A 12,930-nucleotide genomic window follows, 5' to 3' on the forward strand; every position below is an offset into this window, starting at 1 on the left:
GCGTAAATCGTTGGAATCGCGCGGCCGCCCGCCGCGGCTCCCCGAGGTCGCCATGGACGACATTCACTACCGCGAATACAAGATCCTGCTGCGTCCCGAGCGGTTCTTCGATCCGCGCCAGTTCGAGGTGTTCTGGCAGAAGGTCTGTCAGGTGGCCGAGGCGCACAAGGTGCTGGCCCACACCAATAAGGACGGCTTCAAGCGCCAGGTCCGCGAGGTGCTGTTTTACGACACGCCCGACTACGACCTGTACCGGAACGCCTTCATCCTGCGCAAGCGCACCTTCTACACCGATGGCTGGCCGGAACACGACCACGAGCTCACCTTCAAGTTCCGCCATCCCGAACTCGCCGAGGCGGCGGGGATCGACGTCACCCCGCATCTTCAGGGCGCCGCCGACATCAAGTTCAAGGAAGAGCTGCTGCCGCTGAAGGACAAGCTCGGCGGCATGCGCAGCCTCTATTCGCATAATTGCGTGCTGCTCTCCCCCGGACTGGTGCTGGACAGCGGGCTGGAGCGCATCGCCTCGGTATTCCCGGTGCTGTCGGAGCTCTGCCCGGTCAGCGCCGGCACGCCGGTGTCGCTGGTCAACAACCTGCCGGTCGAGGAAGTGCAGGTGAATGTCGGCGGCTTCGATTTCGGCCACGGCCTCGTCGCCAAGGCGACCATCGCGGTGTGGCGGGACCGGTCGACCGAGAGCTCCATCGTCGGCGAATTCGCCTTCCAGGCCAAGTTCGAGCGCTACGACGCGTTGCACGCCAAGGCCAAGGCGCGCTCGGAAGCCTTCTTCCTCGACGTGCAGGAGAAGGTGCCGGAATGGGTGTATCTCGGCGCCACCAAGACGGCGCTGGTGTATAATTTCGGCAAGCTCGCCGCGGTCGGTCGCGAATGAGCCCGCCCTCCCCGGCCGACCTCGACGCCAACGCTGGCGCCCCTGCCCCGCCCGCCGGCCCCGTTCGGCGTGGATCCGTGGGGCTTGGCGAGATCTTCGCCACCTTCCTCGTCATCGGGGCGACCAGCTTCGGCGGCGGCGTGGTCGCCTATCTGCGCAACGCGCTGGTGCTGCAGAAGGGCTGGCTGGACGAGGAGCGCTTCCTCTCGGCGCTGGAAATCGCCCAGGCGCTGCCCGGCCTCAACGCCACCAACATGGCGATCATCGTCGGCGACCGGCTGCGCGGCATCCTCGGTGCCATCGTCGCCTTTCTCGGCATCACCCTGCCCGGCGCGGCGCTGATCATGGTGCTGGGCGTCGCCTACGCCTCGAACGCCAATAACCCTTACGTCAATGCCGCGCTGATCGGGGTGGGCGCGGCGGCGGTCGGCATGCTGGCGGCGGTGACGCTGCAGATCGGCCGCAAGCAGCTGGGATCGCTGATCGATGTCGCGATCATCCTCGTCACCGTCGGGCTGGTGAGCTTCCTGCATGTCTCGCTGCTGTGGGTGATCCTCACCGTCGGCCCGGCGGCGGTACTGATCTATCGCCCGCGCAAGGGCGTCGACGCGACGGAGAGCGACCCGGCATGAACGAGAACCTTTCCGTCCTCGGCGTATTCTCGCTCTTGTCGGTGCTGGCGGTCGGCGGCGGCGCGGCGGTGCTGCCCGAGACCAAGGCGCTGGTGATCGACACCCATCACTGGCTCACCGACGACCAGTTCCGCGACATCTATGGCCTCGGCCAGGTGGTACCCGGCCCGAACATGCTGATGGTGATGGTGATCGGCTATCACGTCACCGGCTTCCTCGGCGCGCTGCTCGCCTATCTCGGCTTCTTCGTGCCGGCGGGGGCGATCTCGCTCGGCGCTTCCCGGCTGTGGGACCATTTCGAGGGCTCGCCCTGGCGCGCCTCGCTGCAACGGGGCATGGCGCCGCTGGTGGTGGGGCTGATGGCGGCCGGCGCCATCGCCATCGCCCGCACCGCCATAGAAGGGGCGATGACGATCGCCATCGCCATCGCGGTGTTTCTCGGCGTCTATTTCGTCAAACGGATCAACCCGGCGATCCTGGTGCTGGGCGGCGGGGTGGTCGGACTGATCGCGCTGCGCTGATCCGGCAAGGCGACCGCCCACTCGCTCAGCCGCCGCGCTGCGGCAGGTAATGCGCCAGCGCATGGGCGAGGCCGGGCAGGGTCAGCGTCTGCAGCCACACCTTGCCCGGGCCGGACAGCCGCACCAAAAACAGCCCGTCGCCGCCGAACAGCGCGTTGGCGACGCCGCGCATGGTGGTGATCTCGAAGGAGACGCTTTCGTCGAATAGGCCGACATGGCCGGGATGCACCAGCAGTTCCTGGCCCGGCTGCAGCTCGTATTTCACCAGCTCGCCGCCGAGCTCCACCCAGGCGGTCGCCTCGCCCGACAGCTTCTGCAGCACGAAGCCCTCGCCGCCGAACACTGCCCCGCCGAGCGACTGCTGGAAGCCGGCGGCCACCTCGATGCCGGCGGTGCCGCAGACGAAGCCGTGGCGATGCACCAGATAGCCGCGCCCCGGCGCCACCCCGACCTCGACGATGTTGCCCGGCAGCTTGGCGGCGAAGGCGACATTGCCCGGGCCGCGCTGGGCGCGGAACTCGGTCATGAAGATCCCGGCGCCGGACACCGCCCGGCTCACCAGCCCGAACAGGCCGCCCCCGCCACTGAGCCCGGTGGAGGTGGTCATGGAGATGTCGCCCGACATCCAGGACAGCTGGTCCGGCGCGCCGACGACGCTCTCGCCGGGATCGAGGCCGATCTCCAGCACCGGCAAGGTGGTTCCGATGATCTTCGAACGCATGGCGTCAACTCCCGGGAGGCGGGCCGTACCCGGCCCTCGCCGATCGACACTAGCCGAGCCGCCCGCCGGCGGCGACGGGCGGCGAATTTTTAGTTCCGACACGGGTTTACCCCATGCGTTTGCGCATGCCGCCGCGTGGGCGCGTGCTATCATCGCCGGGCTCGTCGAACCCTTGGGGAGACTTATCATGCCCGGTCTGCCTGCCTTCGGCCCTTCCTCCTCCGCTCGCCGCCTGTTCGCCCCGCTGCTCGGCAGTTTCGCGCTCGCCGCCGCGCTCGGCCTCGCCGCCCCCGCGCAGGCCGGCGTCGCTACCCCGGCGCTCGCCGCCGCACCCGCCGCCGCCACGCTCCCCGGCATCGAGCCGGTGCGCTGGGCCTGCGGACCCTGGCGCTGCGTCTGGCGCCCGAACTACCCCGCCGGCTGGTATGTGCCGCCCTATGCCCGTGGCTGGGGCCCGCCGGTTCGCCCGGCCTGCTACTGGCATCGCGGCTGGGGCGGCGGCTGGGTGCATACCTGCCCGTGAGGCCCGTTCCCCGCTTCGGATGACGGCAAGCCGCACGGCCCGGCGCCGTGCGGCAACACCCCGTCGTCACGCGGCCGGCGCGTCCCGCCCGCCCCATTCCGCTGACTTCTCCATCCTTCCGCCCCCCGGACCTCATGCCCCCTGCCCCGCCGACCGGCACCCCGCTGCGCCCGCTGATCTTCGCCACCCTCGCCACGCTCATCGCCGGCTTCGTCGACGCGGTCGGCTACGCCTATCTCGGCGGGCTGTTCCTCTCCTTCATGAGCGGCAACTCGACGCGGCTCGGCATCAGCCTCGCCTCCGGCCAGCTGACCGCGGCGCTGCATGCCGCCATCGTCATCGGCTGCTTCGTGATCGGCGCGCTGGTCGGCACGCTGATCGCCGATGCCAGTGCCCGCTGGAAGCTGGTGCGGATCCTCGCCGTCGAGGTGCTGCTGTTCGCACTGGCCGCCGTGCTGGCGGAGCGCGACGCCGGCTTCGTCGCGCTGCTGCCGGTCGCCGTCGCCATGGGCCTGCAGAACGCGGTGCACCAGATCATCGCCGGCGCCGATGTCGGCAAGAGCTTCGTCACCGGCGCGCTGTTCGGCGTCGGCCAGGCGCTGGCGCGGCGGCTCAACGGACGCGGCGCGCTGACCGAGGCGGCGAGCTACGGCCTGTCCTGGGCAGCCTTCGTCGTCGGCGCGCTGGTCGGCACGCTGATGCTGGTCGGGACCGGGATGACGGCGGCGCTGGTGACCGCCGGCCTGCTGCTGGCGGGCCTGGCGGCGCTCGCCTTCGTCTTCAACCGGCATCTGGGGCCGGCAGTGGCGGAATTTGGCGGCGACTAGTACGTCGCGCTATTCCAGCCCGAGCGCGTCGCGGGCCTTGGCCAGCGCCTGATGGCAGGCGTCGGAATCCTCGCGCTCATCGGCCTTGCGGGCCTTGTCGAGCTCGGTCTGCGCCAGTTCGGGGGCGATGCCGTCGCCAAGCTCGGCCTCCGCCTGGGCCATGCCGCCGGGCGAGGGATCGTGGCTCAGCGTCGCGTCCTCGCTCTCCGGCGCGGTTGGGCCGGAAGCGGCGAGGTCGGCGATCAGCCGATCGAGCGCCTCCTGCGCCGCGACGATGTCCTGGGTGCAGGGGCCGGCCCATGCGGCCGGGGCCGATACCAGCAGCAGGGCGACGGCGAACGGGGCGACGGCTTTCAGGCGCATGACAGATTTCCCTCGGCACGGCCGCGAAGAGAATCGGCCCGCCGCGGAGCGCATTCTAGCAAAGTCCGCGGTTAGGTTTCGAGAGGCGAGGTTTCGAGAGACGCATCGCCCGGCTCGCCCGCCCGCTCAGTCGCGGGCGATCAGTTCCCGCTCGCCGCGATGCACCGGCAGCGGCGCGGCGGGACGGCCGGCGGCGCGGCGCTTGAACATGGCCGGCCGACGGTGCCGCAGCACGCTGCGCCGGCGGCGGCGCAACTGCACCTCGCCGACCACCAGCCGCCCGAGGGTCGGATAGGCGGCGGAAAGCGTGCCGGCGGCGTCGCTGATGAGCATGGGCAGGCCGAGCAGCGCGCTCCAGAACCGCCATTCCGCCACCACGTCGTCGGCATGCGGCGCGCTGTAGAGCGTCACCGACAGCTCCACGTCGTCATGCACCAGCACCACGGCGACGCCCTCGTCCTCGCCGTCGGGATCGAGCAGCGCGATGGCGAGCCCGCGATAGCGGGCATAGTCGACCGCGGCCCGGAGCGGCAGGTCGCCGAGCCGGCGGCGCAGCAGCACATGGCCCGGATGCAATTCGACCTGCCGGCGGCCGCCCTCGGCGCCCACATCCGGCGTGTCGAAGACCACCGGCCAGCCGGCATCGCCGGTCGGCCGCACCAGCGACACATAGTCGTAAGATGAAACCGGAGGCCAGACCTCCGTTGCGCTTTGACGCCTCATGGTTCTCCCCGCCGGTTTTTCGACTTTGCTGTCCCGGTCGTGGGCTGAACCTTAGCGACGCCCCGGTCGCATCCGGCTTAAGGGACATGGTTGACCGTTTCTTTGCCGCTGGCTTCGCGTTGCATGCTTGACGAAATCTTGCCGGAAAGCCCGCAATCCCGGCCTTTTGCCTGGCTGCCCGCATGGCCCGCGCGCCTGCCATGCATCGTCGCGCTTGCGTCGGGAGCGGGCTGCGCCTAATTCGCTCTGATGGACCTGTCCCCGCCCCGCTCCCCGAACGCCGCCGTGCCGCCCGCCGACGCCGGCGCGGTCGCCGAACAGCTCGCCGCCGTGGTGGTGGAAGCGGGCGGGGTGGCGCGCGCCATGTTCGCCCGCGGCATCACCTCCTGGTCGAAGCACAACGATTCCCCGGTCACCGACGCCGACATCGCCGTCGACACGCTGCTCAAGGAGAAGCTCGGCGCCCTCGCCCCGGACTATGGCTGGCTGTCGGAGGAGACGGCCGACGTCCCGGAGCGGCTGGAGCGCCGTCGGGTGTGGATCGTCGACCCGATCGACGGTACCCGCGCCTTCATGGCCGGCGGCCCGGACTGGGCGGTGGCGGCGGCGCTGGTGGAGGATGGCCGGCCGATCGCCGGCGCGCTGTTCGCCCCGGTGACGCAGGAGCTATTCCTGGCGGCGGCGGGACGCGGCGCCACCCGCAACGGCGCGCCGATCCGCGCCTCCAATGCGCGCGCCGTCGCCGGCGCCCGGGCTGACGGGCCGGCGCAGTGGCTGTCGCGGGTCGACCGGCTCGGCACGCTCGCCCGGGTGCCGCGCATCCGCTCGCTCGCGCTGCGCATCGCCCGGGTGGCGACCGGCGAGCTCGACATCGCCATCGCCGGGCCGAACGGCAACGACTGGGACCTTGCCGCCGCCGACCTTTTGGTGCACGAAGCAGGTGGCCGGCTGACCGATCTCGACGGCCTCCAGCTGATCTACAACGCCCCCGTGCCCCGGCACGGCGCTCTGGTGTCCACGGGCACCGGACTGCACCCGTCGGTGACGGATGCGGCGCGCCGGGACGAGGACTGACATAGGAATTCGATGGCAATGGCTGACAGTGCGACGGGTCCCCAGCTTCTCCACCTCGTCTTCGGCGGCGAGCTCGACAGCATCGAGGGCGTGACCTTCAAGGATCTCGACAGCCTCGACATCGTCGGCATCTACCCGAACTATGCCGCCGCCCATGTGGCGTGGAAGGCCAAGGCGCAGCAGACCGTCGACAACGCCCAGATGCGCTATTTCATCGTCCACCTGCACCGCCTGCTCGATCCGGTCGGCGGCGGCGCGAAGAACTGACGGACAACCTCGGTCCATGTGGCGTAAGCTGCGACGCTCGCAGGCGGTCCGCACCCTGCTCGGGCGCGGAATGGCCTCTTATCTGCGCTTTGTCTGGCGCTCCTCCCGGGTGGTGATGGAGCCGGCGAACCTGCACGAGCTCGCCGACCAGCAATTGCCGATGATCCTCACCTTCTGGCACGGGCAGCACTTCCTCACCCCGTTCCTGGTGAAGCCGCACCACAAGGCCAAGGTGATGATCTCGCGCTCGCGCGATGCCGACGTCAACGCCATCGCCGCCGAGGCGCTCGGCATCGGCACGGTGCGCGGCTCCGGCGCGCAGGGCCGCAACTTCCACGAAAAGGGCGGCCTCAACGCCACCATGGAGATGATCCGCAACCTCCGGGAAGGCTGCAACGTCGCCATGACCGCCGACGTGCCGAAGATCTCGCGCGTCGCCGGCCTCGGCGTCGTCACCATCGCCAAGCATGCCGGCCGGCCGATCTTTCCGGTGGCGATCGCCACCTCCCGCCGCATCCTGGCGAAGAGCTGGGACAAGGCCGCCATCCACCTGCCCTTCGGCCGCGCCGCCGTGGTCGCCGGCGACGGCGTGTGGGTGCCGGCCGATGCCGATGCCGAGACGCTGGAAGCCGCCCGCCGCGAATTGCAGCGCCAGCTGGAGGAGATCACCGCCCGCGCCGAGACGCTGGTCGGCCGCCCCTCCACCGCCGGGGCGCCGATCGCCACGGCCAAGCCCGGCGACGTCAAGCCCGGCAAGGCCGATGGTGCCAAGGCCGATGGTAGCAAGGCCGGTGGCGCCCACACCGGCAAGCTCAATGCCTAGAGCCCGGGCAACGCTGCTCATCCATCTCTATCGCCTCCTTACCTGGCTGGCCTCGCCTTTCGCGCGGCTTTTGCTCGCCGGACGGATCCGGCGCGGCAAGGAAGACCCCGCCCGCCTCGGCGAGCGTTTCGGCCGCGCCTCGCGCCCGCGTCCCAAGGGGCCGCTGGTCTGGCTGCACGGCGCCAGCGTCGGCGAGATCATCGCCATCATGCCGCTGATGGACCGGCTGCGCGCCCTCGGCTTCAAGGTGCTGCTCACCTCCGGCACCGTCACCTCGGCGAAGCTGGCCGGGTCGCGGCTGCCGCCGGACATCGTGCACCAGTTCCTGCCGCTGGATTCGCCGCTGTTCATGCGCCGCTTCCTCAAGCACTGGCGGCCGGACCTGGTGCTGCTGGTCGAATCCGAATTGTGGCCGAACCTGCTGGTCGAGGTCGGCCGGCGGCGGGTGCCGCTGGTGCTGGTCAATGCCCGCATGTCCGAGCGCTCCTTCGCGCAATGGAGCCGGCTGCCGAAGAGCGTCGCCGCGCTGCTCGCCCATGTCGCGCTCTGCCTGCCGCAGGGCCCGCAGGATGCCGAGCGGCTCACCGCGCTCGGCGCTACCCGGGTCAGCGCCATCGGCAATCTGAAATTCGACGCGCCGCCGCCGCCGGTCGACCTCGCCGCCTTCGACGCGCTGCGCGCCGCCACCATCGGCCGCACCGTCCTGGTCGCCGCGTCCACCCATGCCGGCGAGGACGCCGTGGTGGTGGCCGCGCATGGCGAGCTGGTGCGCGAGCTGCCGCAGTTGCTCACCATCATCGCCCCGCGCCATCCCGAGCGCGGCCGCGAGGTGATCGGCGTCGCCACCGAGGCGGGCTGCCCGGCGGTGCTGCGCTCGGACGGCTATCTGCCGGATCGCGGCACGCAGATCTATGTCGCCGACACCATCGGCGAGCTCGGCCTGTTCTACCGGCTGGCGCCGGTCGCCCTGCTCGGCGGCTCGCTGATCCGCCACGGCGGACAGAACCCGATCGAGCCGGTGAAGCTCGGCGCCGCCATCCTGCACGGCCCGCATGTCGCCAATTTCGCCGCGCTGTATGAGCAGCTCGACGCGGCGGGCGGTGCCCTGGCGGTCGCCGACGCCCGTTCGCTGGCGGCCGGTGCCGCCGCGCTGCTCACCGACGGCGAAGCACGCCGGCGTGTGTCAGCGGCCGCGCAGGCCACCATCGCCACGCTGGGCGGGGCACTGGAGCGGACACTGACCGCCCTCGATCCCTATCTGGTGCAGATCCGGCTGGAGCGGCATCCCTCATGACCCGTCCCCTCTCCCTCCCCGCCCGGCGCGAGATCTGAGACGATGCGCGCACCCTCCTTCTGGTGGCGACCCGAACGGAGCCTGGCGGCGCATCTTCTCTCGCCTCTCGGCGCCGTGGTCGGCCGCGTCGCCGCCCGCCGCATGCGCGAGCCGGGGGTCAGCCTCGGCGTGCCGGTGATCTGCATCGGCAACCCCACCGTCGGCGGCGCCGGCAAGACCCCGACCGCGCTCTATCTCGCCCGCCGCCTCGCCCGCCGGGGGCATCGCCCGTCGATCCTGACCCGCGGCTATGGCGGGCGCGTCGAAGGGCCGATCCAGGTCGACCCGGTACGGCACCGCGCCCTCGAGGTCGGCGACGAGCCGCTGCTGCTCGCCGGCGTGGCACCAACCTATGTCGCCCGCGAGCGGCCGCGCGGCCTCGCTTTGGCCGTCGCCGACGGCGCCGACGTGGTGCTGATGGATGACGGCTTCCAGAACCCCTCGGTGGCGAAGACCCTCTCCATCCTGGTCATCGATGCCGGCGTCGGCGTCGGCAACAGCCTGTGCGTACCGGCCGGGCCGTTGCGCGCCCCGCTTGCCCCGCAGCTCGCCCGCGCACAGGCGGTGCTGATCATCGGCGAGGGTCAGGCCGCCGACGGCGTGGCGCGGCTGGCGGAGGAGGCCGGCCTCGCCGTGCTCACCGGGCGGCTGGCGCCCAACGCGGCGGTGATGTCGCGGTTGATCGGCCGGCGGGTGCTCGCCTTCGCCGGCATCGGCCGGCCGGAGAAGTTCTTCGCCACGCTGCGCGGCCTCGGCGTCGCCTCGGTGGCGACCCTCGCCTTCCCCGATCACCATCCCTTCAGCGCCCGGGACATCGCCACGCTCGGCGAGCGGGCGGCGGCGGACGATCTGGTGCCGGTGACCACCGAGAAGGACGCGGTGCGCCTCACCGCGACGCCGGAAGGCCGGGAACTGCTGCGTCACAGCGTCGTGCTGCCGGTGCAGCTGGTGCTGGAGAAGGAGAGCGTCGCGGCGCTCGACCGGCTGGTGGCCGGGCTGTTCGCCCACGGCTAGAGCATTTTCAAGCGAAGTGGGTACCGGTTCGCGTGAAGAAAATGCGTATCGACAAAGACTTAGAGCAATGCCGATGAACTGGAATTCACCGGCATTGCTCTAAGCACCGCGACGGGCCACCCCACCCGGCGTAAAGGCGATCAGCCCTCGGACGGGGTGCGCATGCGGCCGGGATGCAGCCGGGTCAGCACCGCCTGCGGGCTGGAATAGGCTTCCTGGAGATCGACGCTCCAGTAGCGCAGCTCGTCGAGCGGGATGGGCTCGCCGGTCACGGCGCAGCGCACGAAGGTGCCGGGCCGCACCACGCGGAAATCGCCGTCGAGATAGCGCAGCTCGGCCTCGCCGGAGGCGGAAAACCGTTCGAAGCGGTTCATCGTCGTCATCGATCCTGTCTGGCCGCCCTTTCGGACGACAATAGCCAATACCGCCCCGCGCCGACAAGCCGACCGTCGGACCCGGCGAGGTTTCCCGCTTAGTGGCGCATGTTCGCCCGCGCGTCCACCCGCCGGCGGCCTCATTGGGCGGAACGGCGCTAGTCGTCGAACAAGGTGGGTTGCGCCCGCGCGGCCGGCAAGTCCTTCGCCTTGCCCTTCGGCTCCGCCCTGGCCCTCGGCCCGCGTGCACGCGTCGGCGGCGGATCGGCGAGCGGAGACCCGACCGGCGGGATACCGGGGTTTCCTTCGCCGGCCACGGCGCCGACATGCCCGTCGGCGAACTCGATGTCGAGCCGCTGCCCGCTGGCGATCGCCGCCGCGCTGCGCAGCGGCTGGCCGTCGGCGTCGCGCACAAGAGCGAATCCCCGCGCGAGCACCCCGCGATAGGACAGCGCACCCATCAGCTTGCCGATGGCGTCGAGCCGGCGCCCCCGCTCGGCGAGCGCGCGCCGCCATGCCGGCCCCAGCCGGGCATGCTGGCCCTCGAAGCGTTCGCGGGCGCGGTGGATGCGCTCGCGATGCGCATTGGCATTCGCGCGCAGCGCGGCGTCGAGCCGGCCGGCCACCAGAGTGAAGCGCTCGCGCCGGCCCGCCACCAGCTGCACCAGCCGGTGCGGCGACAGCCGCCCCTCGGCGCGGGTAAGCTGCAGACGATGCGCCGCCGCATTGGCCTTCAGCGCCCGCGGCAGCCGCCCCGAGGCGAGGTCGAGCCGCTGGCGCGGCACCGCGAGCAGCGTCTCGGCGCTCGGCAGCAGCCGGGCGAGGCCGCGCAGATCGGCGCGCCGCCGCTCGGCGGCCCGCGCCATCGCCCCGATCAGGCGGGCGCCGCCGGCCTGGATCGCCGCAACCAGTTCGCCGCGCACCGGCACCGCCATCTCGGCGGCGGCGGTCGGGGTGGGCGCGCGGACATCGGCGGCGAAGTCGATCAGCGTGACGTCGGTCTCGTGGCCGACGGCGGAAATCAGCGGGATGGCGCTTTCCGCCGCCGCCCGCACCACCGCCTCGTCGGAAAAGCCGAGCAAATCCTCCAGCGAGCCGCCGCCGCGCGCCACGATCAGCACGTCCGGGCGCGGGATCGGCCCGCCGGGCTCCAGTGCGTTGAAGCCGCGAATGGCGGCGGCCACCTCCGGCCCGCACGTGTCGCCCTGAACCCGTACCGGCCACACCAGCACCCGGCGCGGGAAGCGGTCGGACAGCCGGTGCAGGATGTCGCGGATCACCGCGCCCGTGGGCGAGGTGACGACGCCGATGACGCGCGGCAGGAAGGGCGGGCGGCGCTTGCGCTCGGGCGCGAACAGCCCTTCGGCGGCGAGGCGGCGCTTCCTCTCGTCGAGCATCGCCATGATGGCGCCGGCGCCGGCATATTCCAGCTGCTCGATGACGATCTGGTAGGACGACTTGCCGGGGAAGGTGGTGATGCGGCCGATGGCGACCACTTCCAGCCCTTCCTCGGGCTTCAGCCGCAGCCGATTGAAGGTCGGCTTCCACACCACGGCGTCGATGCGGGCGTTGGTGTCCTTCAGGCTGAAATAGGCATGGCCGGAGGAATGCTGACCGCGATAGCCGGAGATCTCGCCGCGCACCCGGACATGGCCGAAGGCGTCCTCCACCGTGCGCTTCAGCGCGCCGGAGAGCTCGGAGACCGTCCAGTCCGGCGCGTTGCCGACGGGCGATTCGGTGAGGAGGTCGGACATGGGCCTGTCATAGCCGGTTTCACCGACCGGCGGAAACCTTCCCGGCCGACCGCCCCCCGCCTTGATCGCCGTCCCCTCAGCCACTAGGTTGCGCGCGATTTTCCGCCAACCGCCGGCACCCGTCATGATCGATCCTGCCCTGCCGCCTCACATGCGACCCGACAAGTCGTTCCAGGGGCTTATCCTCGCCTTGCACGCCTTCTGGGCGGACAAGGGCTGCGTCGTGCTGCAGCCCTACGACATGGAGGTCGGCGCCGGCACCTTCCACCCCGCCACCACCTTGCGGGCGCTGGGGCCGAAGCCGTGGAAGGCCGCCTATGTGCAGCCCTCCCGCCGCCCCAAGGACGGGCGCTATGGCGAGAACCCCAACCGGCTGCAGCACTATTACCAGTACCAGGTGATCCTGAAGCCTTCGCCGGCCAATCTTCAGGAGCTCTACCTCGCCTCGCTGGAGGCCATCGGCATCGACCTTCGGCTGCACGATGTGCGCTTCGTCGAGGACGACTGGGAGAGCCCGACGCTCGGCGCCTGGGGCCTCGGCTGGGAGTGCTGGTGCGACGGCATGGAAGTGTCGCAGTTCACCTATTTCCAGCAGGTGGCCGGCATTGAGTGCGCCCCGGTTTCCGGCGAGCTCACCTATGGGCTCGAGCGCCTCGCCATGTACGTGCAGGGGGTCGAGAACGTCTACGACCTCAACTTCAACGGCCGCGAGGGGGACGAGAAGGTCACCTATGGCGACGTGTTCCTGCAAGCCGAGAAAGAATATTCCCGGCACAATTTCGAGCACGCTGATACCGCCATGCTGCTGGAGCAGTTCCGCATGGCCGAGAGCGCGGCGGCGAAATACCTCGAAGCCGGCTGGAGCGACGACCGGTCCCGCCACCTGATGGCGCAGCCCGCCTATGACCAGTGCATCAAGGCGAGCCACGTGTTCAACCTGCTCGACGCGCGCGGCGTGATCTCCGTCACGGAACGGCAGAGCTACATCCTGCGCGTGCGCGAGCTGGCGAAGGCCTGCGGCGCCGCCTGGCTGGCGACGGAAGCCGGCGGCACCCCCGCCTAGCGCCCGTCGCGGCCCGGCTGCGTGGT

At 70.9% G+C, this 12,930-nt stretch carries 16 protein-coding genes; 11 read left to right on the plus strand and 5 right to left on the minus strand.

Annotation, left to right across the window (positions count from 1 at the left end):
* Window positions 1-52: 52 nt before the first annotated feature.
* The 3 genes from LGR54_RS14825 to LGR54_RS14835 are packed head-to-tail and all read left to right on the plus strand — an operon-like array spanning window position 53 to window position 2,045.
* Entirely contained in the window at window positions 53-892 is an 840-nt protein-coding gene (locus LGR54_RS14825) for a hypothetical protein (protein WP_230362765.1), read from the plus strand.
* The gene (locus LGR54_RS14830; protein ID WP_230362766.1) at window positions 889-1,524 is read left to right on the plus strand and encodes a chromate transporter; all 636 of its coding nucleotides are present in this window, start codon (window positions 889-891) and stop codon (window positions 1,522-1,524) included. Before LGR54_RS14825 ends, LGR54_RS14830 begins: the two co-directional genes overlap by 4 nt.
* Window positions 1,521-2,045: a chromate transporter gene (locus tag LGR54_RS14835; protein WP_230362767.1), complete on the plus strand. Its 525-nt coding sequence runs from the start codon at window positions 1,521-1,523 to the stop codon at window positions 2,043-2,045. Before LGR54_RS14830 ends, LGR54_RS14835 begins: the two co-directional genes overlap by 4 nt.
* Window positions 2,046-2,070: 25 nt before the next feature.
* Here the strand turns inward: LGR54_RS14835 and LGR54_RS14840 are convergent, their stop codons facing one another.
* Window positions 2,071-2,766, minus strand: coding sequence for an AIM24 family protein (locus LGR54_RS14840; protein WP_230362768.1), 696 nt, complete (start codon window positions 2,764-2,766; stop codon window positions 2,071-2,073).
* 187 nt (window positions 2,767-2,953) lie between these two features.
* On the opposite strand from LGR54_RS14840, the gene LGR54_RS14845 reads away from it, so the two are divergent.
* Both LGR54_RS14845 and LGR54_RS14850 read left to right on the plus strand, forming a co-directional pair.
* Window positions 2,954-3,289, plus strand: coding sequence for a hypothetical protein (locus tag LGR54_RS14845; protein ID WP_230362769.1), 336 nt, complete (start codon window positions 2,954-2,956; stop codon window positions 3,287-3,289).
* Between the two features lie 134 nt (window positions 3,290-3,423).
* Window positions 3,424-4,116, plus strand: coding sequence for a YoaK family protein (locus tag LGR54_RS14850; RefSeq protein WP_230362770.1), 693 nt, complete (start codon window positions 3,424-3,426; stop codon window positions 4,114-4,116).
* A 9-nt stretch (window positions 4,117-4,125) separates the two neighbouring features.
* On the opposite strand, the gene LGR54_RS14855 is transcribed toward LGR54_RS14850, so the two are convergent.
* Window positions 4,126-4,479, minus strand: coding sequence for a hypothetical protein (locus LGR54_RS14855; protein WP_230362771.1), 354 nt, complete (start codon window positions 4,477-4,479; stop codon window positions 4,126-4,128).
* 126 nt (window positions 4,480-4,605) lie between these two features.
* Complete coding sequence (locus LGR54_RS14860) at window positions 4,606-5,202, minus strand: DUF6101 family protein (protein ID WP_230362772.1); 597 nt, start codon at window positions 5,200-5,202, stop codon at window positions 4,606-4,608.
* A 285-nt stretch (window positions 5,203-5,487) separates the two neighbouring features.
* Between LGR54_RS14860 and LGR54_RS14865 the strand changes: the two genes are divergently transcribed.
* From LGR54_RS14865 to lpxK, 5 genes are read left to right on the plus strand one after another with little or no spacing between them, the layout of a single operon-like run.
* Window positions 5,488-6,276 (plus strand): 3'(2'),5'-bisphosphate nucleotidase CysQ, encoded by a 789-nt coding sequence (locus LGR54_RS14865; protein WP_230362773.1) that lies wholly within the window; start codon window positions 5,488-5,490, stop codon window positions 6,274-6,276.
* An 18-nt stretch (window positions 6,277-6,294) separates the two neighbouring features.
* Window positions 6,295-6,543 (plus strand): DUF4170 domain-containing protein, encoded by a 249-nt coding sequence (locus LGR54_RS14870; protein WP_230362774.1) that lies wholly within the window; start codon window positions 6,295-6,297, stop codon window positions 6,541-6,543.
* Between the two features lie 16 nt (window positions 6,544-6,559).
* On the plus strand, window positions 6,560-7,366 hold the full coding sequence (locus tag LGR54_RS14875) for a lysophospholipid acyltransferase family protein (RefSeq protein ID WP_230362775.1): 807 nt from the start codon (window positions 6,560-6,562) through the stop codon (window positions 7,364-7,366).
* A complete protein-coding gene (locus LGR54_RS14880; RefSeq protein WP_230362776.1) occupies window positions 7,359-8,660 on the plus strand; it encodes a 3-deoxy-D-manno-octulosonic acid transferase in 1,302 nt (433 codons plus the stop codon). Before LGR54_RS14875 ends, LGR54_RS14880 begins: the two co-directional genes overlap by 8 nt.
* A 42-nt stretch (window positions 8,661-8,702) precedes the next feature.
* A complete protein-coding gene (lpxK, locus tag LGR54_RS14885; protein ID WP_230362777.1) occupies window positions 8,703-9,713 on the plus strand; it encodes a tetraacyldisaccharide 4'-kinase in 1,011 nt (336 codons plus the stop codon).
* Between the two features lie 140 nt (window positions 9,714-9,853).
* Here the strand turns inward: lpxK and LGR54_RS14890 are convergent, their stop codons facing one another.
* Together LGR54_RS14890 and xseA are read right to left on the minus strand one after the other, a co-directional pair.
* Window positions 9,854-10,087 carry a DUF2093 domain-containing protein gene (locus LGR54_RS14890; protein ID WP_230362778.1) on the minus strand — a complete coding sequence of 78 codons (234 nt, stop codon included), beginning with the start codon at window positions 10,085-10,087 and terminating at the stop codon, window positions 9,854-9,856.
* 158 nt (window positions 10,088-10,245) lie between these two features.
* Window positions 10,246-11,841 carry an exodeoxyribonuclease VII large subunit gene (xseA, locus tag LGR54_RS14895; protein WP_230362779.1) on the minus strand — a complete coding sequence of 532 codons (1,596 nt, stop codon included), beginning with the start codon at window positions 11,839-11,841 and terminating at the stop codon, window positions 10,246-10,248.
* Window positions 11,842-11,965: 124 nt separating this feature from the next.
* Between xseA and LGR54_RS14900 the strand changes: the two genes are divergently transcribed.
* Window positions 11,966-12,904: a glycine--tRNA ligase subunit alpha gene (locus LGR54_RS14900; RefSeq protein ID WP_230362780.1), complete on the plus strand. Its 939-nt coding sequence runs from the start codon at window positions 11,966-11,968 to the stop codon at window positions 12,902-12,904.
* The last annotated feature ends 26 nt before the right edge of the window (window positions 12,905-12,930 follow it).

The sequence above is a fragment of the Ancylobacter sp. Lp-2 genome (assembly GCF_020523795.1).
Classification (GTDB): Bacteria; Pseudomonadota; Alphaproteobacteria; order Rhizobiales; family Xanthobacteraceae; genus Ancylobacter.